Source organism: Aeromonas allosaccharophila (assembly GCF_000819685.1).
GTDB lineage: Bacteria > Pseudomonadota > Gammaproteobacteria > Enterobacterales > Aeromonadaceae > Aeromonas > Aeromonas allosaccharophila.
The window spans coordinates 44,928-62,210 of sequence record NZ_CDBR01000032.1 but is presented as its reverse complement, the minus strand read 5'-3'; the positions used below and the strand labels follow the sequence as shown (position 1 = coordinate 62,210).

Annotated in this window: 13 protein-coding genes; 4 read left to right on the top strand and 9 right to left on the bottom strand. The window is 63.6% G+C overall.

Translation table 11 applies throughout. The features are described 5' to 3' along the window. The first annotated feature begins 424 nt into the window (after positions 1-424). The 4 genes from BN1115_RS06655 (at position 425) to BN1115_RS06640 (ending at position 5,160) form a co-directional block, all read left to right on the top strand. Complete coding sequence (locus BN1115_RS06655) at positions 425-1,423, top strand: BMP family lipoprotein (RefSeq protein WP_042059443.1); 999 nt, start codon at positions 425-427, stop codon at positions 1,421-1,423. Between the two features lie 85 nt (positions 1,424-1,508). Beyond that, positions 1,509-3,074 carry an ABC transporter ATP-binding protein gene (locus BN1115_RS06650; protein WP_042656569.1) on the top strand — a complete coding sequence of 522 codons (1,566 nt, stop codon included), beginning with the start codon at positions 1,509-1,511 and terminating at the stop codon, positions 3,072-3,074. Next, the gene (locus BN1115_RS06645) at positions 3,074-4,192 is read left to right on the top strand and encodes an ABC transporter permease (RefSeq protein WP_042656568.1); all 1,119 of its coding nucleotides are present in this window, start codon (positions 3,074-3,076) and stop codon (positions 4,190-4,192) included. The genes BN1115_RS06650 and BN1115_RS06645 overlap by 1 nt, the downstream gene beginning before the upstream one ends. A 2-nt stretch (positions 4,193-4,194) precedes the next feature. Continuing rightward, the gene (locus BN1115_RS06640) at positions 4,195-5,160 is read left to right on the top strand and encodes an ABC transporter permease (protein ID WP_005342529.1); all 966 of its coding nucleotides are present in this window, start codon (positions 4,195-4,197) and stop codon (positions 5,158-5,160) included. Between the two features lie 85 nt (positions 5,161-5,245). Here BN1115_RS06640 and mgtE read toward each other — a convergent pair whose 3' ends face one another. The 9 genes from mgtE to hlyD all read right to left on the bottom strand — a co-directional run bounded on the left by mgtE (position 5,246) and on the right by hlyD (position 17,216). Further along, positions 5,246-6,670 carry a magnesium transporter gene (mgtE, locus tag BN1115_RS06635; protein WP_042656567.1) on the bottom strand — a complete coding sequence of 475 codons (1,425 nt, stop codon included), beginning with the start codon at positions 6,668-6,670 and terminating at the stop codon, positions 5,246-5,248. A gap of 146 nt (positions 6,671-6,816) precedes the next feature. Beyond that, complete coding sequence (cysG, locus tag BN1115_RS06630) at positions 6,817-8,217, bottom strand: siroheme synthase CysG (protein ID WP_042656566.1); 1,401 nt, start codon at positions 8,215-8,217, stop codon at positions 6,817-6,819. Positions 8,218-8,229: 12 nt separating this feature from the next. Next, complete coding sequence (nirC, locus tag BN1115_RS06625) at positions 8,230-9,042, bottom strand: nitrite transporter NirC (protein ID WP_042656565.1); 813 nt, start codon at positions 9,040-9,042, stop codon at positions 8,230-8,232. A 57-nt stretch (positions 9,043-9,099) separates the two neighbouring features. Next, on the bottom strand, positions 9,100-9,417 hold the full coding sequence (nirD, locus tag BN1115_RS06620; RefSeq protein WP_042656570.1) for a nitrite reductase small subunit NirD: 318 nt from the start codon (positions 9,415-9,417) through the stop codon (positions 9,100-9,102). After that, entirely contained in the window at positions 9,417-11,963 is a 2,547-nt protein-coding gene (gene nirB / locus BN1115_RS06615; protein WP_042656564.1) for a nitrite reductase large subunit NirB, read from the bottom strand. Before nirB ends, nirD begins: the two co-directional genes overlap by 1 nt. Before the next feature lie 305 nt (positions 11,964-12,268). Further along, positions 12,269-13,357, bottom strand: coding sequence for an ABC transporter permease (locus tag BN1115_RS06610; protein ID WP_042656563.1), 1,089 nt, complete (start codon positions 13,355-13,357; stop codon positions 12,269-12,271). A gap of 3 nt (positions 13,358-13,360) precedes the next feature. After that, positions 13,361-14,470, bottom strand: coding sequence for an ABC transporter permease (locus tag BN1115_RS06605; protein WP_042656562.1), 1,110 nt, complete (start codon positions 14,468-14,470; stop codon positions 13,361-13,363). Next, positions 14,467-16,251, bottom strand: coding sequence for an ATP-binding cassette domain-containing protein (locus tag BN1115_RS06600; protein ID WP_042656561.1), 1,785 nt, complete (start codon positions 16,249-16,251; stop codon positions 14,467-14,469). Before BN1115_RS06600 ends, BN1115_RS06605 begins: the two co-directional genes overlap by 4 nt. Continuing rightward, positions 16,248-17,216 (bottom strand): secretion protein HlyD, encoded by a 969-nt coding sequence (gene hlyD, locus BN1115_RS06595; RefSeq protein ID WP_042656560.1) that lies wholly within the window; start codon positions 17,214-17,216, stop codon positions 16,248-16,250. The genes BN1115_RS06600 and hlyD overlap by 4 nt, the downstream gene beginning before the upstream one ends. Positions 17,217-17,283: the final 67 nt, after the last annotated feature.

The window sequence follows — 17,283 nt, the reverse complement described above, 5'->3', positions numbered from 1 at the left end:
AGATGGGGGCTTGCGGGGGCGCCGGTGCGGCCATTTTTGGCTGGCGCAGAAAGAGGAGGGCGCCGAGGTTTCCAGCTGTAGCCAACCCTTGCTCGCGCGGTTTGTGGGGATTTTGCGAGCCGGATCACGGGCTGGCAGGGGGGGCGGATGAATAAAAGGGGAAAACGGTTTACAGTAAGTTGCTGAACAATAAGTGAAATGTCGTTTGGGTCTTTTTGTTGGTAGCATAAAAAACTAAAAAGCAGCTAAAAAACAACTGCTTATAAGGTTATTTGCTTATAATTCAAACCGTTAACGCAAACGTTTTTCCCTTATCATTTGCTTGACCCGCATCGGGGCTGACTTAGAGTAAGCCTGCGTGCTAGATAGCCTGTTCTGACAGGCAAGCAAGTTCCCTCACTTAATAACAATCAAGGATACGATCGTGACTAAAGTGCTCAAGCTGGCCACCGTGGCCTCCCTCACTCTCGCTGCCCTCTCCGCTCAGGCTGCTTCCGAGCCGGCCGTCATTTATGACACCGCGGGCAAGTATGACAAATCATTCAACGAAGCCGTGTTCCGTAACGGCGTCGAGCTCTACAACAAGGACAAAGGGGTCAAGGTCAAAGAGTTTGAACCCCAGAACGAAGCCCAGCGCGAGCAGGGTCTGCGTCGTCTGGCCAGCCGTGGCAACGGCCCGATCGTCGCGGTCGGTTTCAACATGGGCTCTGCCGTCGAGAAAGTGGCGACCGAGTTCCCGAAAACCCAGTTCACCATCATCGACATGGTGGTCGACAAGCCGAACGTCCAGTCCGTCATCTTCAAGGAGCATGAAGGTTCCTTCCTGGTGGGCGCGCTGGCTGCCATCGCCTCCAAGAGCGGCAAGGTCGGCTTCGTGGGCGGCATGGATATCCCGCTGATCCGCAAATTCCAGTGCGGTTACGAGCAGGGTGCCAAGTACGTCAATCCGAAGATCGAGGTGTACCAGAACATGGCGGGCTCAACCCCGGCCGCGTTTGCTGACCCGGCCAAAGGTGCCGAGCTGGCCAAGTCCCAGTTCGCCAAAGGCGCTGACGTGGTTTATGCCGCCGCAGGTGGCACCGGTATCGGTGTCTATCAGGCAGCCAAGGACAGCGGCAAGTTCGCCATCGGTGTGGACTCCAACCAGAACCACCTGCAACCGGGCACCATGCTGACCTCCATGGTCAAGTCTGTGGGTCTGGCCGCTTACCAAACCTGGGATGACGCTGCCAAAGGCGAGTGGAAGCCGGGTATCAAGAACCTGGGTCTGGCCGAAGGCGGTGTGGATTGGGCTCTCGACAAGGACAACGAGAAGCTGATCACCCCGGAAATGAAAGCCAAGGTGGATGCCATCAAGGCAGAGATCATCTCTGGCAAGGTTAAAGTTCATGACTACATGAGCGACAACACCTGCAAATACTAATTAGATAGTTGCTACGACTCTCAACGCACCACCGGCCCGCACGGGCCGGTTTTTAGTCTTATTTCATGAAACGCAGGGCTGCATCATGGACCAGACAGATCGCTATGCCATCGAATTAAGAGGTATCGATAAGCGGTTCGGCGAAGTGTACGCCAACAAGCTGATCGACCTTAAGGTTCGCAAAGGCAGTATCCACGGCATTGTCGGCGAAAATGGCGCCGGTAAGTCCACCCTGATGAGCATCATTTATGGTTTCTACCATGCCGACAAAGGCGAGATGCTGATCGACGGGAAACCGTTCAATCCCCATGGCTCACAAGATGCGATTGCCGCAGGCGTGGGCATGGTTCACCAGCACTTCATGCTGGTCAATAACTTCACCGTATTGGAAAACGTCATCCTCGGCGCTGAGAACGGCTGGCACCTTCAGCAGAGCGTGGCGTCAGCCGAAAAGCTGCTGGGCGAACTGGCGCGGGATTATGGCCTCGACGTGCCGTTGCACGAGAAGGTCGAAGATCTGCCGGTGGGTTTGCAACAGCGGGTCGAAATTCTCAAGGCGCTCTATCGCGGCGCCCGCATCCTGATCCTCGACGAGCCGACCGGGGTACTGACCCCGCAAGAGGCGGATCACCTGTTCGAGGTGCTGAAAAAGCTGCGGGATCAGGGGGCAACCATCATCCTCATCACCCACAAGCTGCGGGAGATCTTGGCCATTACCGATCAGGTCTCCATCATGCGCCGTGGCGAGATGGTGGCGCACGTTGCCACCAAGGATACCGACAAAGAGCAACTGGCCGAACTGATGGTGGGCCGCAAGGTGCGCCTCAAGGTCGACAAGGGGCCAACCCAGCCCGGTGAAGCCAAGCTGAAGATCGAAGGGCTCAGCTACTTCGACGCCAGCAAGGTGGAGCGGGTCAAATCGGTCAGCTTCGAGGTGCGGGCCGGTGAAGTGGTCGGCATCGCCGGGGTCTCCGGCAATGGTCAGTCCGAACTGCTCAGCCTGCTTGGTGGCATTCTCAAACCGAGCAAGGGTGGTTTCACCATCAGCAGTCGCAGCGGCGTGCACAAGGTGAGCGCGGAGCAACCGGCCGATCCGGAGCTGGTGCGCAACTACGGCCTCGGTCATGTGCCGGAAGATCGCCACAAGATGGGGCTGATCAACCGCTTCGAGGCGAAAGAGGCCTTTATTCTCGGTTATCACCGCCGCCCGCAATACAACAAGGGATGGCTGCAGAACAAGGAGGCGATCCAGCAGGATTGTCAGGCCAAGATGGAGAAGTGGGACGTGCGCCCGCCCCATCCCGATCACAAGACCGCCAACTTCTCCGGTGGCAACCAACAGAAGCTGGTGATCGCCCGTGAAGTGGAGCAGGACCCGGATGTGCTGTTGATCGGCCAGCCGACCCGCGGGGTCGACATCGGCGCCATCGAGTATATCCACCAGCAGATCATCGCCATGCGCGACAAGGGCAAGGCCGTCTTGCTGGTCTCGGTGGAGCTGGACGAGATCATGAGCCTCGCTGACCGGATTCTGGTCATTGCCGACGGTCGCATCGTCGGTGAGCTGGATGGTGCCAAGGCGGATGAGCGCACCATTGGTCTGATGATGGCGAATATCGTTCCCGATGAAGTAGCCAAGGAGGCCCACTGATGAGCCAAGTACGTATTCCTGCCTGGGTCTCCGTAGGCGTCTTGTCTGCGGTCAATATCCTGCTGGCCTTCCTGGTGTCGGCCATCCTGTTCTACTACCTCGACATCAACCCGGTCGATGCCGCCAAGATCATGTGGTACGGCGCGTTCGGCACCGGTGAAGGGGTCGGCTTCACCCTCTACTACGCAACCGGCTTTATCTTTACCGGTCTGTCGGTGGCGGTCGCCTTCCACGCCGGTCTGTTCAACATCGGTGGTGAAGGTCAGGCCTATATCGGCGGTCTCGGTGTCGGTCTGGTCTGTCTGACGCTCGGCGATGTGCTGCCGTTTGCCCTGCTGTTGCCGCTCTCCATCATTGCCGGTGGTCTGTTCGGTGCGGCCTGGGCCTTTATTCCGGCCTGGCTGCAAGCCAAGCGCGGCAGCCATATCGTGATCACCACCATCATGTTCAACTTCATCGCCGCCTCGCTGATGGCCTATCTGCTGGTGGAGGTGTTCAAGCCGCCCGGTTCGATGGCGACCGAGAGTAAGGTGTTTGCCGAGGCAAGCTGGCTGCCCAAGATGAGCGGGATGGCGAGCCTGTTCGGGATGGATATCCCCAACAGTCCCCTCAACATCAGCTTCTTCTGGGCGCTGATCTGTGCGGCGCTGGTGTGGGTCTTTATCTGGCACACCCGCTGGGGTTACGAGATCCGCTCGGTCGGCGCCAGCCAAAGCGCCTCCGCCTATGCCGGTATCTCCTATCCCAAGGTGGTGATCCTGGCGATGGTGATCTCCGGCATGCTGTCGGGCTTCTTCGCCCTCAACGTGCTGCAGGGGGAACTGCACCAGATCAAGCTCAACTTCGTGGAAGGGTTCGGCTTCACCGGTATCGCGGTGGCGCTGATGGGGCGCAACCATCCGGTCGGCGTCATCATCGCCAGCCTGCTGTTCGGTTTCCTCTATCAGGGGGGCGCCGAGCTCAGCTTCGAGTTCGGTGTCGACCGCAACATCGTGGTGGTGTTGCAGGGTCTGGTGATCCTGTTCTGTGGCGCCCTTGAGCACATGATGCGTCCGCGCATCGAGCAGCTCTATCTGGCATTTGCCAACCGCTCAGCCGCGCAAGCTAAAGGAGTCTGATCATGTTTGAAATTCTGATCCTGATGCTGGATGCGACCATCCGTACTGCGCCGCCCCTCATTCTGGCCGCCATGGCCGGTATGTTTTGCGAGCGCTCCGGGGTGGTCAACATCGCGCTGGAAGGCAAACTGCTGGCGGCGGCGTTCGCCAGTGGTGCGGCGGCTGCGGTCTCCGGTTCTGCCTGGGTAGGTCTGGGTGCCGGGGTGGGTGTCTCCATCCTGTTCGCCCTGATGCACGGCTTTGCCACCATCACCCACCGCGGTGATCAGGTGGTGAGCGGCATGGCCATCAACATTCTGGCTGCCGGTCTGACCGTGACCCTGGGCCGTTACTGGTTCGATCAGGGTGGTCAGACTCCGGCACTCTCCGGTGATGCCCGTTTCGCCCCCATCGATCTGCCCTATGCCAAGGAGCTGTGGGATGTGCCGGTGATCGGCCAGCTCTACAGCGAGCTGCTGAGCGGCCACTCCCTGCTGGAGTACGTGGCGTTTGCCTGCGTACCGCTGGCCTGGTGGGTGATGTTCCGTACCCGCTTCGGTCTGCGTCTGCGGGCGGTGGGCGAGGCACCCGCAGCGGTCGATACCGCCGGTATCTCGGTGGTGCGGATGCGCTACACCGCGCTCATCATCGGCGGCCTGCTGGCCGGTATCGGTGGCACCTATCTGGCGGTGGCCCAGACGGCTCAGTTCATCCCCAACATGAGTGCGGGCAAGGGCTTTATGGCGCTGGCGGCGCTGGTATTCGGCAAGTGGCGCCCCTGGAATGCCATGGCTGCCTGTCTGCTGTTCGGCTTCCTCGATGCGGTCGCCATCCGCCTGCAAGGGGTCAGCATCGGTGGCTTCGCCATTCCGGTGCAGGCCATCGAGGCACTGCCCTACATCCTGACCGTGTTCCTGCTGGCCGGCTTTATCGGCCGCGCCGTGGCACCCAAGGCGCTCGGCACCCCCTATGTGAAGGAGCGGGAGTAGCGCCTTTTATTGCGATATTCCCGATCACACAGATAACAGCAGGCCCACTTCGGTGGGCCTGTTTTTTTATGGATTGAGTGGCTGGTTACAGCAGGAAAATGGTCGCCAGCCCGAGGAAGATAAAGAAGCCGCCGGTGTCGGTGATGGCGGTGATCATCACGCTGGCCCCCACCGCCGGATCGCGGCCGAGGCGAGTCATGGTCATGGGGATGATGACCCCCATCAGGGCGGCCACCAGCAGGTTGAGCATCATGGCCAGGGTCATCACCGCGCCGAGCGCCGCATCCTGATAGAGCAGATAGGTGGCAAGCCCCATGGTGCCACCCCACACCAGCCCGTTGATAAAGGCGACCCCGAGTTCCCGCAGCAGCAGGAAGGAGAGGTTGCCCGCCTGAATGTGCTGCAGCGCCAGCGCCCGCACTATCATGGTGATGGTCTGGTTGCCGGTGTTGCCGCCGATCCCGGCGACGATAGGCATCAGGGCCGCCAGCGCCACCAGCTGGGAGATGGTGTGCTCGAACATGCCGATCACCCGCGAGGCGACAAAGGCGGTGCAGAGGTTCAGCGCCAGCCAGGCCCAGCGGGTCTTGACCGCCTTGGAGACAGGGGCGAACACGTCTTCATCCTCGCTGATACCCCCCATCCGGCGCAGGTCGGTGTCACTCTCCTCATAGACCAGATCCACCACCTCTTCGACGGTGAGGCGGCCCATCAGCTTGCCCTTGCCATCCACTACGGCGGCGGAGAGCAGGTCATCCCGCTCGAAGGTACGGGCGGCTGCTTCGTCGTTATCCTCCGGATCGAAGGTGACCGGATCCCGCTCCATCACGTCGCTCACCAAGGTGGCGGGCTTGTGCAGCAGCACAGTGGTGAGGGCCAGCTCCCCCAGCAGATGGTTGCGCCTGTCGATGACGAACAGCTTGTCGGTGTTGGCGGGGATCTTGCCGCGCAGCCGCAGATAGCGCTGCACCGTGGCCAGACTCACCTCGGGGCGGATGGTGATGATCTCGAAGTCCATCATGGCGCCGACGGTGTGCTTGCCGTAGCGGATCACCTCCCGCACCCGATCCCGTTCTTCGGGGGCCATATAGGTGAGCAGCCGCCCCATCAGGTTGCGCGGCAGGTATTGGCCCAGATAGATCTGGTCGTCGATATCCAGGGTGCGCAGGGCGTGCAGCAGCTCCTTGTCGCTCATCCCGCTGATCAGGCTGTCCCACACCGTCTCCGACGCTTCGACCAGAATCTGGCCGCGCTTCTCCTCCTCCACCAGTGCCCACAGGGCATGACGCTCATCGGGCGGCAGCGACTCCAGTGCATCGGCGACGTCGGCGGCGGGCAGCCCGTTGACCAGCGCGGTGAGTTCGCTGGTCTGATCGCGCTGCTCGGCATCCTGCACCACCTGCGGGTCGAGCAAGCTGTCGGTGAGGGCGTCATCGCGCAGCAGCAGGGTGAGAATGCGAGATCTGTCATCCGCGCGCTGCCTGGCGCTGTTCTTGATGGGAAGAGACATGGGATGAATTCCTGAGAGGGTAGCCAAGGGCTCAATGCCCATAGGATACCAGACTTAAAACAGCAGGTTATGACCGTGATGGGAGAAGAGGGAGGTAAAAGTGAGGCCACCAGCTGGTGGCCTCATGATCGTTTGCCGAGAATCCCTCAGGCGAGGGCGCGCTGAGCCTGTGGTGCCGAGCCAAACCAGGCGAGCTGGTCGGCCAGCGTCACCACCGAGCCCACCATGATCAGCGCCGGACTCTCGACCCCCACCGCCAGCGCGGGCAACTCTTCGAGAGTGCCGCGAATGACCCGCTGGCAGGGTTGGGTGCCGCGCTCGATCAGCGCCACCGGCGTATTGCTTGCCTTGCCGTGGGCCAGCAACTGCTCGCGAATGGTGGCGCAGGAGGAGAGCCCCATGTAAAACACCAGGGTCTGCTTGTCTTTGGCCAGCAGCGGCCAGTCGAGATCCCGGGCGCCCCCCTTGCCGTGAGCGGTGACGAAGCGCACGCTCTGGGCGTGGTCGCGATGGGTCAGCGGAATACCGGCGTAGGCCGCGCAGCCGCTGGCCGCGGTGATACCGGGCACCACCTGAAAGCCGATGCCGCTGCCAACGAGCGTCTCCAGCTCCTCGCCGCCACGGCCGAAGATAAAGGGGTCGCCCCCCTTCAGCCGCACCACTCGCTGCCCCTTCTTCGCCTCCTCCAGCAAGAGCTGGTTGATCCCCTCCTGCGGTACGCAGTGGTTGCCCGCCTGCTTGCCGACGAAGATGCGTTTGGCATCCCGGCGCACCAGCGCCATCACCTCGTCCGAGACCAGCCGGTCATAGACCACCACGTCCGCCTGCTGCATCTGGCGCAGGGCGTGCAGGGTGAGCAGACCCGGATCGCCGGGGCCTGCTCCCACCAGCACCACTTCGCCAGCGCTGTGGCTCTCGTCGGCAAACAGGTGGTCGGCCAGCTGGTGGGCAGAGGCGTGATCCCCCCGTGCCAGCGCCTGCCCGAGCCGCTCCGCCCCGAGCAGCCGCTCCCAGAAGCGGCGCCGCTCGCCCATGCTGGCGAAGCGGGCCTTGACCCGCTCCCGCAGGCTGCCAGCGAAGGCCGCGACGGCACCCAGATGCTGGGGCAGCAGGGCTTCCAGTTTTTCCCGCAGCAAGCGGGCCAGCACCGGGGCCTTGCCGCCGGAGGAGATGGCCACCATCAGCGGCGAACGGTCGATGATCGACGGCATGATGAAGCTGGAGCGTTTCGGGTCATCCACCACGTTGGCGAAGATCCGCGCCTGATTGGCGCTCTGGTAGACCAGGGCGTTCACCTCGCGCCGATCGGTGGCGGCCACCACCAGCCACTTGCCCGCCAGTTGCTGCGGCGCGAATTCACCGGCCAGCCACTCTATGCTCCCGTTGGCAGCCAGTTCCGCCAGCTCGGGGTCGAGCTCGGGCGCTACGACGGTGAGGCGAGCACCGGCATCCAGCAGCAGGCGCGCCTTGCGCTCCGCCACCTCGCCGCCGCCGACCAGCAGCACGGGTTTGTTGTCGAGTCGGCAAAAGATGGGCAAGTAGTCCATGGGGCCTCCGGATCAGGCTGTTTGGGTCTGGTTGGCGGTGGTGGTGGCTTTGCTCACCGCGACCGGGCGCTCAGCCTTGGGGGTGGCATACCAGTAGCCAAGGCCCATAAAGAGGGCACCGGAGACGGTGTTGCCCAGGGTCACCCACAGCAGGTTGTGGCCGATGCCGCCCAGGGTGTAGGCCTCGGAGTGGGCACCAAACCAGGAGAGGGCGAACAGGGTCATGTTGGCGATGGAGTGCTCGTAGCCGGAGGCGATAAAGGCGAGCAGGCACCACCAGATGGCGATGAAGCGGGCGGCCCCTTCGGTGCGCAGCGCCATCCAGATGGCGAGGCAGACCAGCCAGTTGCACAGCACGCCCTTCATGAACAGGGTCAGCGCCGGTGCCTGGGTCTTGGCCAGTGCCACCTTGTGCGCCAGGCTGCCCGCGTCCGGCAGCAGGCTGCCGCCATAGGAGTAGATGAGTGCCACCACGACGGAGCCAATCAGGTTGCCCGCCCAGGTCTGCGGCAGGATGCGCAGCAGGTCGGCCATGGTGATCTTGCCCGTCTTCACCCCGAAGGTAAGGAACATGGTGTGGCCGGTAAACAGCTCGGAGCCGGCGATGATCACCAGCGTCAGGGCGATGCCGAAGGTCGCCCCCATCACCAGCGGCCGGATGCTCGGATCCACCAGATTGCCGAGGGTGAAGATCAGGATGATGCCGAGGCCCACATAGGCCCCCGCCATGGCGGAGCTGAGCCAGAAGCCGAGCTTGTCATCCCGCTCGAAGCGGTTGATGCGGGCCGCGTTGGCGGCGCACTTGTTAATGGTTTCCGTGTACATCTTGTGAGTCCTTGAAAGGGCTGCCTGCAGGCAGCCCGAAAGAGAGTGAAATCGGCTTTAGACGGCGACCCAGACCTGCTGGTCGCGCACTTCAACGGGATAGCTGTGAACCGACATCACAGGGTTGTCGAAACAGTGGCCATCGCTCAGACGAAAGCGCTGCTTCTTGAGCGGGCTGGCCACCCAGAGTTCGCCGTCGTGTTCGCAGATCAGGCCCCGCGACAGCACGTTGGCGGCGAAGAAGGGATCCCGGTTGTCGATGGCGAATACCTCGGCCGCCGCGCTCGGGCGGAACAGGGCGATCTGGCGCCCTTCCAGCAGAGCACAGACGCCGGTGCCAGGGAGTATGTCGTTGAGTTGGCAGGCAAGTTTCATCATTTGGTCTCCACCTCGATCTGGTAGACGGGGATGCGCTCGGCCGGGGTGGCCGGTCGGTGCTGGTCGCGTTCGCTGACGAACTGAACGTCCGGGTCGCGCTTGTCGCTGTTGATGAAGTGGCTGAAGCGCTGCAACGCTTGCTCTTCGTTGAGGGTGCGCGACCATTCGCACTCGTAGCTGTCGATAAGGCGTTGGATATCGCGCTCCAGCGTCTCGGCCAGCCCCAGCTTATCGTCGACGATCACCTCGCGCAGGTAGTCGACGCCCCCCTCCAGATTGCCGAGCCAGACCGAGGTGCGTTGCAGTTTGTCGGCGCTGGTGACGTAGAACATCATAAAGCGGTCTATCAACCGGACTAACGTTTCGCGGTCGAGGTCAGACGCCAGCAGGTCGGCGTGGCGCGGCTTCATGCCGCCGTTGCCGCCCACATAGAGGTTCCAGCCCGCGTCGGTGGCGATGATGCCGACGTCCTTGCCCTGCGCTTCTGCACACTCGCGGGTACAGCCGGAGACGCCGAACTTCATCTTGTGCGGGGTGCGAATCCCCTTGTAGCGGTTCTCGAGGAAGACCCCGAGGCCAACGCTGTCCTGCACGCCGAAGCGGCACCAGGTGCTGCCGACGCAGGTCTTGGCCATGCGCAGCGCCTTGGCGTAGGCCTGACCGGTCTCGAAACCGGCCGCCAGCAGCTTGCGCCAGATGGCGGGCAGATCATCCTTCTGGGCCCCGAACAGGCCGATGCGCTGGGCGCCGGTGATCTTGGTGTAGAGCTTGTAGTCGCGGGCCACTTCGGCCACCGCCAGCAGCCCTTCCGGAGTCACTTCGCCACCGGCCATGCGCGGGATGACGGAGTAGCTGCCGTCCTTCTGCATGTTGCCGAGGAAGATATCGTTGGTGTCCTGCAACGGGATGTTGCGCGGGCTCAGCACATGCTCGTTCCAGCAGGAGGCGAGGATGGAGCCGACGGTCGGTTTGCACACCTCGCAGCCATAGCCCTGACCGTGTTTGGCCAGCAGCTCGTCGAAGCTCTTGATCCCCTCCACCTTGACCAGATGGAACAGCTCCTGACGGGAGTGGGGGAAGTGGGCGCAGAGGTGGTTGTTGACCTCGATGCCCTGCTTCACCAGTTCGGCGTTGAGCACCTGACTGATGAGCGGCACGCAGCCGCCGCAGCCGGTACCGGCCTTGGTGTGCTGCTTGATGGCGGCGAGGGTGGTGTGACCCTCGGCGACGGCCTGGGCGATGTCGCCCTTGGAGACGTCGAAGCAGGAGCAGATCTGGGCGCTTTCCGGCAGGGCATCCACCCCCAGAGTCGGCTTGGCACCGGCGTAGGCGGGCAGGATCAGGGTGTCCGGGTGGCTCGGCAGCGGCAGGGCGTTGAGCATCATTTGCAGCAGGTTGCTGTAATCTTCCACGTCACCCACCAGCACGGCGCCGAGCAAGCGGCTGTTGTCCTCGCTCACCACGATCTTCTTGTAGACGCCAGCCTGATCGTCCTGAAACACATAGCTGTGGCTGCCCGGAGTGCGGCCGTGGGCATCGCCGATGGAGCCGACGGAGACGCCGAGCAGCTTGAGCTTGGCGCTCATGTCCGCCCCTTCGAAGCGGCTGTCGCCGCCGAGCAGATGGTCGACGGTGATCTGGGCCATCTTGTAGCCCGGTGCCACCAGCCCGAAGAAGCGGCCCTGCCAGGCGGCGCACTCGCCGATGGCGTAGATGTCGGGGTCGGAGGTGAGGCAGTGATCATCGATGACGATGCCGCCGCGCTCGGCGATGGCCAGATCACCGTAACGGCCCAGAGTATCTTGCGGGCGAATGCCGGTGGAGAAGACCACTACGTCCACCTCAAGCTGGCTGCCGTCGGCGAAGGCGAGGCGGTGTTTCGCCTGCTCGCCGCCATGCATCAGGATCTCGCTGGTGCTCTTGCTGGTGTGTACCTGCACGCCCATGGATTCAATCTTGCGGCGCAGCAGCTGGCCGCCCTGACCGTCGAGCTGCTCGGCCATCAGCACTGGAGCAAACTCCACCACGTGGGTCTCGAGGCCCAGTGCCTTGAGGGCACCGGCCGCTTCGAGGCCAAGCAGACCGCCCCCGATCACCACCCCGCTCTTGCCGCTCTTGGCGGCGCTGCGGATGGCTTTCAGATCCTCGATGGTGCGATAGACGAAGCACTCGTGGTGCTGGCTGCCCGCAATGGAGGGCACCCAGGGGTAGGAGCCGGTGGCCAGCACCAGCTTGTCGTACCCGACCACTGTGCCCTTGTTGGAGTGCACTTCGCGGTTGGCCCTGTCGATTGTTTTCACCGCTTCGCCGAGCAGCAGGCGGATGCCGTGCTTGTCGTAGAAACCGGGTTTGACGAGGGAGAGATCTTCGCTGGTGTGATGGGAGAAGTAGGAGGAGAGATGGACGCGATCGTAGGCGGGGCGGGGTTCTGCACCGAAGACGGTGATCTCGTAGCGGCCCGGGTCGGCCCGCTCGATCAACTCTTCGATGAAGCGGTGCCCCACCATGCCGTTGCCCACAACGACCAGTCTGACTTTGCTCATGATTGCCTCTAGTTTGGAGTAATAAAACATCATTCTGGGGCTAGGCTACCCAGTCAGTCGGGGCGGGCAATTGATGCAAATCAAGTGTCTATTTATATATCTCGTCAGGGGTAATTCGATAAAATTCAAAGATATGCAAAAATAGGTATACCAGTTGATGATTTCTGGGCTGGCTCGGGGTGAGGGATGGTGGAGGGAAAGCCCGGTTTACCAACTGCCGGGGAGTGAAAACTTCTGCCGAAAAAAGGCCGGCCTCGCACTGGCGAGACCGGCATCAATGGGCATCAGCTGAGCAAGGCGGCGCGTCAGGCGATATGGCGGCGGAACATGGCGAGCGCCAGCGACAGGGTGACGCCGGCGATGGCGAGCAGCGGCCAGAGCAGGGGCCAGGCGGCCGACCAGTCGAACCCCTTGAGGAAGACCCCCTTGAGCAGCACGATGAAGTGGGTGAGGGGGTCGATGGCCGCCAGCCACTGGAACAGTTGCGGCATATTCTCCACCGGCGAGATGTAACCCGAGAGGATCACCGCCGGTACGGTGAAGGAGAAGACCCCGAGAAAGGCCTGCTGCTGGGTCGAGCAGAACGACGAGATAAAAAGCCCGATCCCGGCCAGCGCCAGCCCGTAGCAGACCATGCCCGCCATCAGCAGGCTGAGGCTGCCGGCAAAGGGGAGGTGAAAGACAAAACGGGCGGCCAGCGCGACTATGCACCCTTGCCCCACCGCCACCATGATGCCGGGCACTGCCTTGCCCGCCATGATCCAGCCTGCGGTGAGGGGGGAGACCAGCAGCTGATCGAAGGTGCCCTCTTCCCGCTCCCGCGCCACCGAGAGGGCGGTGACAATCAGACAGCCGGTGGTGGTGATGATGGCCACCAGCGCCGGCAGGATATGCCAGTGGAACTCGACGTTGGGGTTGTAGAGGTTGCGTACCGCCAGCTCGGGTTGCCCCTTGCCCTCACTTTGCCAGCGGGCAATCACCTGACTGATGTAGCCCGCCGCCACCTGACCGCCGTTGGAGCGGCGGCCATCGATAATCAGCTGCACCTTGGCCGGTTCGCCGCGCGCCAGCCGGCGCGAGAAATCCCCCGGAATAATCAGCCCGAGCAGCGCTTGCTGCCTGGTGATGGCCTCGGTCATGCCCGCCTCGCCTTGCACCGGGATGATGGTGGTGAAGGCGGGCATATGGGTGAGGCGCTCCAGCAGCTCGCGGCTCTGGGCACCGCCATCCTGGTTGTAGATGGCCAGCGTGTTGCCGGTCACCTCCAGAGTGGCTGCGAACGGGAAGAGGGCGGTCTGCAGCAGCACCGGCATGATGAGCAGAAAGCGCCCCTGGGTATTGCCCATCAGGGCCTGCAGCTCTTTTCGGATCAGCCACCAGAGTCGGATCAGCATGGGTTACTCCAGAGTGCGCCGCGTCTTGCGGGCGGTCAGGGCCAGCCAGAAACCCGCCAGCAGCAGCAGACAGAAACCGTTGACCAGCAGGATCGAGAAGACGCTGCCCGCCTGATAGAGGGTTTGCAAGGAGCTTGCGAAGTAACGGGCCGGAATGAGGTGGGTGATGGCCCGCAGCAGCGGCGGCATGCTGGCGATCTCGAACACGAAGCCCGACAGCATCACCGCGGGCAGAAAGGCGGCGATCAGCGCCGCTTGTGCGGCATTGAACTGGCTGCGCATCACGGTGGAGAGGAACAGACCGAGTCCGAGGGCGCTGCCGAGAAAGACGCTGGTGACCAGAAAGAGCAGCACCAAGGAGCCGCGCCATGGCACGCCCATCACCGCCACCGAGAAGAGCAGGCAGAGCAGCATGGCGATGATGCCAAGGCCATAGTAGGGCAACAGTTTGGAGAGCAGCAGCTCCCCCTTGGTGACCGGAGTGGCGAGCAGCGCCTCCATGGTGCCGCGCTCCCACTCCCGCGCCACCACCAGCGAGGTGAGCAGGGCGCCGATGATGGTCATCACCACCGCAATGGAGCCCGGCACCAGAAAGTTGCGGCTCACCAGCGCCGGATTGAACCAGGCGCGGCTCTCTATCGACACCGGCATGGCGACCCCCTCGCCAGCGAGCCACCCCTGCCAGATCCCCTGCACATAGTTGGTGACGAAGTTGGCGGTGTTGGGCTCGGAGCCGTCGGTCAGCAGCAGCGCCTGCGGCGTGCCATTGCCCTGACCGGCCATGGCGCGGGAGAAGCCGTCATCGATCACCAGCAGGCCGCGGATCTCGCCACGGGCCAGACTGGCGAGCAGGGACTCCTTGCTCGGGCCGCTGTGGATCTCCAGTGCGGTAGAGCCGCGCAGGGCCTGCTCCAGCCGCACCGCCGGGGCGCCGCTGTCGGTACGCCAGATGCCGAGGCGCAGATGGTCCACATCCAGATTGATGGCGTAACCCATTACCACCAGCAGTACCACCGGCATGATGAAGGCGATGAGGATGCTGCTCGGGTCACGGACGATTTGCAGCGTCTCCTTGCGGCAGAGTGCCTGCAGTCGCCGACGGTTGATGCTCATGCGTCCTCCTCGCTGGCCCGCTCGACCAGGGTGATAAAGGCCTCTTCCATTGTTGGCAAAGAACAGGTCGGCAAGGAGCCGGTTGGCAAAGAGGTCGCCGCCTCTTTGGCGGCCAGCCCCTTGAGGTCGTCCGGGGTGCCGAGCGCCAGCAGCTTGCCGCGATAGATGAGGGCGATGCGGTCGCAATACTCCGCCTCGTCCATAAAGTGGGTGGTGACCAGCACGGTGACGCCGTGGTCGGCCAGCGCGTTGATGTGCGACCAGAACTCGCGCCGGGTCACCGGATCGACCCCGGAGGTGGGCTCGTCGAGGAACAGCAGCGGCGGCTCGTGCAGCAGGGCGCAGGCCAGCGATAAGCGCTGGCGCAGGCCGAGCGGCAGGGATTCCGCCTTCTGATCGAGCCAGGGGGTGAGGGCAAAGGCCGCCACCATGGCGTCGATCCGCGTCTGCTGGTGACGGCCAAACAGGCCGTAGATACCGGCGAAGAAGGAGAGGTTTTGCGCCACGGTGAGCTGCTTGTAGAGAGAGAACTTCTGCGCCATGTAGCCGAGGCGCTGGCGCGCCGCCGAGGGGCTGTGGGCCAGATCGATGCCGGTCACCAGCGCCTGCCCCTCGCTCGGGCGCAGCAGGCCGCACTCCATCTTGAAGGTGGTGGACTTGCCCGCCCCGTTGGGGCCGAGCAGGCCGAAGATCTCGCCGCGGCGCACCGCAAAGCTGACATCATCGGTGGCGGCAAAATCGCCGAATCGTTTGGTGAGATGGCGCGCCTCGATCACCGCTTCGGGGGAGACTCCCTGCGGCAGTTCGGCTTCCCGCATCCCGGCCGCCAGACTCGACTCCCCGCCGGGGCCGCCGCCGAGCAGGTCGATAAAGGCATCCTCCAGCCGGGGCTGGGCCGGTTGAAAGGCGCCATTAGCTCGTTGCAGATAATCCAGTTGCAGCTCCGCCAGCGGCGGGGGCGTCATGCCCGGGTGCAGCAGCAGGCGAACCCGCTCCCCCGCCACCGCGCCATCCATCACTGCGGGGTGAGCCAGTGCCCGGCGCAGCAGGGCGCGTCGCTCACGGCCATCCAGTTGTCCCGCCTCCAGCAGCCAGCAGCGGCTGGCCATGGCCCCCATCAGATCGGCCGGCGTGCCGCTGGTGCGCACCTCGCCATCCGCCATCAGCAGCACGTGGTCGCACAGCTCCGCCTCATCGAGATAGGCGGTGCTCCAGAGCACCGTCATTCCCCCCCTGGCCAGCTCGCGCACCATCTGCCAGAGGGCGCGGCGGGAGATGGGATCGACCCCGACTCCGGGCTCGTCGAGCAGCAGCACGTCCGGGGTGCCGAGCAGGGCGCAGGCCAGCCCGAGCTTCTGTTTCATCCCGCCAGAGAGCTTGCCCGCCGGCCGCGCGGTGAAGCGGGCGAGATCGGTGAAGGCGAGCAGCCGAGCAAAGGTGGGCGTACGTTCCGGCTCCAGTACGCCGCGCAAGTCAGCGTAGAGGGTGAGGTTCTCCAGCACGCTGAGATCCTCGTAGAGGCCGAACTGCTGGGGCATGTAGCCGAGGCGCTGACGCAGCAGATCCCCCTCGCTCACCGGATCCAGCCCCAGCACCCGGATGGTGCCCGCTTCGGGGATCAGCAGACCGGCCAGCAGGCGCAGCAAAGTGCTCTTGCCCGCGCCGTCGGGGCCCACCAGCCCGGTGATGCCGCCAGTCGGAATGGTGGCCGAGATGGCGTTGAGGGCGACCCGCTCGCCAAAGCGTTTGCTGAGCCCCTCAAGGGAGATGGCGCTGTTCATGGAGCCAGCCTGACGGTGACCGGCATCCCTTGGCGCAGGGCCGGGTCGGGGTCCTGCACCACGATGCGCAGCCGGTAGACGAGGTGAGTGCGCAGGTCTGGCGTCTCCACCGATTTCGGGGTGAACTCGGCGGTCGGCGAGACAAAGCCCACCACCCCGTGATAGGGCTGATCCGGCCGCGAGTCGGTGGTGAGGGTCACCCTGGCGCCGCTCGGGAAGTGGCCGAGCCAGGGCTCCTCCACATAGGCGCGCACCCAGATCGGCGCGGTCAGGGAGAGGTTGAAGGCGGTCGCTCCGCTCTGCACCATGCTGCCGTTCTCGACGGCGCGGCTGATGATGATGCCGTCGCTCGGCGCGGTCAGGCTGGCGTCTGCCAGCGCCAGTTCGGCACTGGCGAGCGCCGCTTTGGCCCCTTCCAGCTGGGCATCGGACTGGGCGATCTCCTCCGGGCGATAGCCGGTTTCGAGCTGGGCGAGCTGCTCGCGGGCGGAGCGCACCTGCGCCTGGGTCTGGTCTCGCTGGGAGCGGGCGGTATCGAGCTGACCGCGGGAGATGGCGCCGGTGGCTGCCAATGCGCTCTGGCGGCGCCACTGCTGGTCGGCCTCCAGCGCAGCGGCTTCGGCGGCGGCCAGTGCGGCCCGGGCGCGGTCGGTCTCTTCGCTGCGATAGCCTTTGTGGATCAAGGCGTTGGCGGCAGTGAGCGCAGCCAGATTGGCGCGGGCGCTGTCGCGGCTGTGGGTGAGGGGAACCGGATCGAGGCGGGCCAGCAGTTGACCGGTTTTTACCCTATCCCCCTCATCGACCAGTACCTGATCGACACGGCCGCCGACCCGAAAGGCCAGATTGACGTCGCGAATATCGACGTTGCCGTAGAGGATGGAGCCGTCAGCCGGGCGCCCCTGCCACCAGAGATAACCACCGATAACGGTTAGCAGCAGGGCCACGATTGCAATGCGTTGCTTCATAGCGCTTCTCCTTGAGGAATATTGCACTGCAACCAGAGGTAACCACTGAGAACGGCCAGCAGCAGAG

Excerpts from the sequence above, each read along its gene's own strand:
- BN1115_RS06650 (WP_042656569.1), top strand. The coding sequence starts at position 1,509 with ATGGACCAGACAGATCGCTATGCCATCGAATTAAGAGGTATCGATAAG.
- BN1115_RS06645 (WP_042656568.1), top strand. The coding sequence starts at position 3,074 with ATGAGCCAAGTACGTATTCCTGCCTGGGTCTCCGTAGGCGTCTTGTCT.
- BN1115_RS06640 (WP_005342529.1), top strand. The coding sequence starts at position 4,195 with ATGTTTGAAATTCTGATCCTGATGCTGGATGCGACCATCCGTACTGCG.
- mgtE (WP_042656567.1), bottom strand. The coding sequence starts at position 6,670 with ATGTCTCTTCCCATCAAGAACAGCGCCAGGCAGCGCGCGGATGACAGA.
- cysG (WP_042656566.1), bottom strand. The coding sequence starts at position 8,217 with ATGGACTACTTGCCCATCTTTTGCCGACTCGACAACAAACCCGTGCTG.
- nirC (WP_042656565.1), bottom strand. The coding sequence starts at position 9,042 with ATGTACACGGAAACCATTAACAAGTGCGCCGCCAACGCGGCCCGCATC.
- nirD (WP_042656570.1), bottom strand. The coding sequence starts at position 9,417 with ATGAAACTTGCCTGCCAACTCAACGACATACTCCCTGGCACCGGCGTC.
- nirB (WP_042656564.1), bottom strand. The coding sequence starts at position 11,963 with ATGAGCAAAGTCAGACTGGTCGTTGTGGGCAACGGCATGGTGGGGCAC.
- BN1115_RS06610 (WP_042656563.1), bottom strand. The coding sequence starts at position 13,357 with ATGCTGATCCGACTCTGGTGGCTGATCCGAAAAGAGCTGCAGGCCCTG.
- BN1115_RS06605 (WP_042656562.1), bottom strand. The coding sequence starts at position 14,470 with ATGAGCATCAACCGTCGGCGACTGCAGGCACTCTGCCGCAAGGAGACG.
- BN1115_RS06600 (WP_042656561.1), bottom strand. The coding sequence starts at position 16,251 with ATGAACAGCGCCATCTCCCTTGAGGGGCTCAGCAAACGCTTTGGCGAG.
- hlyD (WP_042656560.1), bottom strand. The coding sequence starts at position 17,216 with ATGAAGCAACGCATTGCAATCGTGGCCCTGCTGCTAACCGTTATCGGT.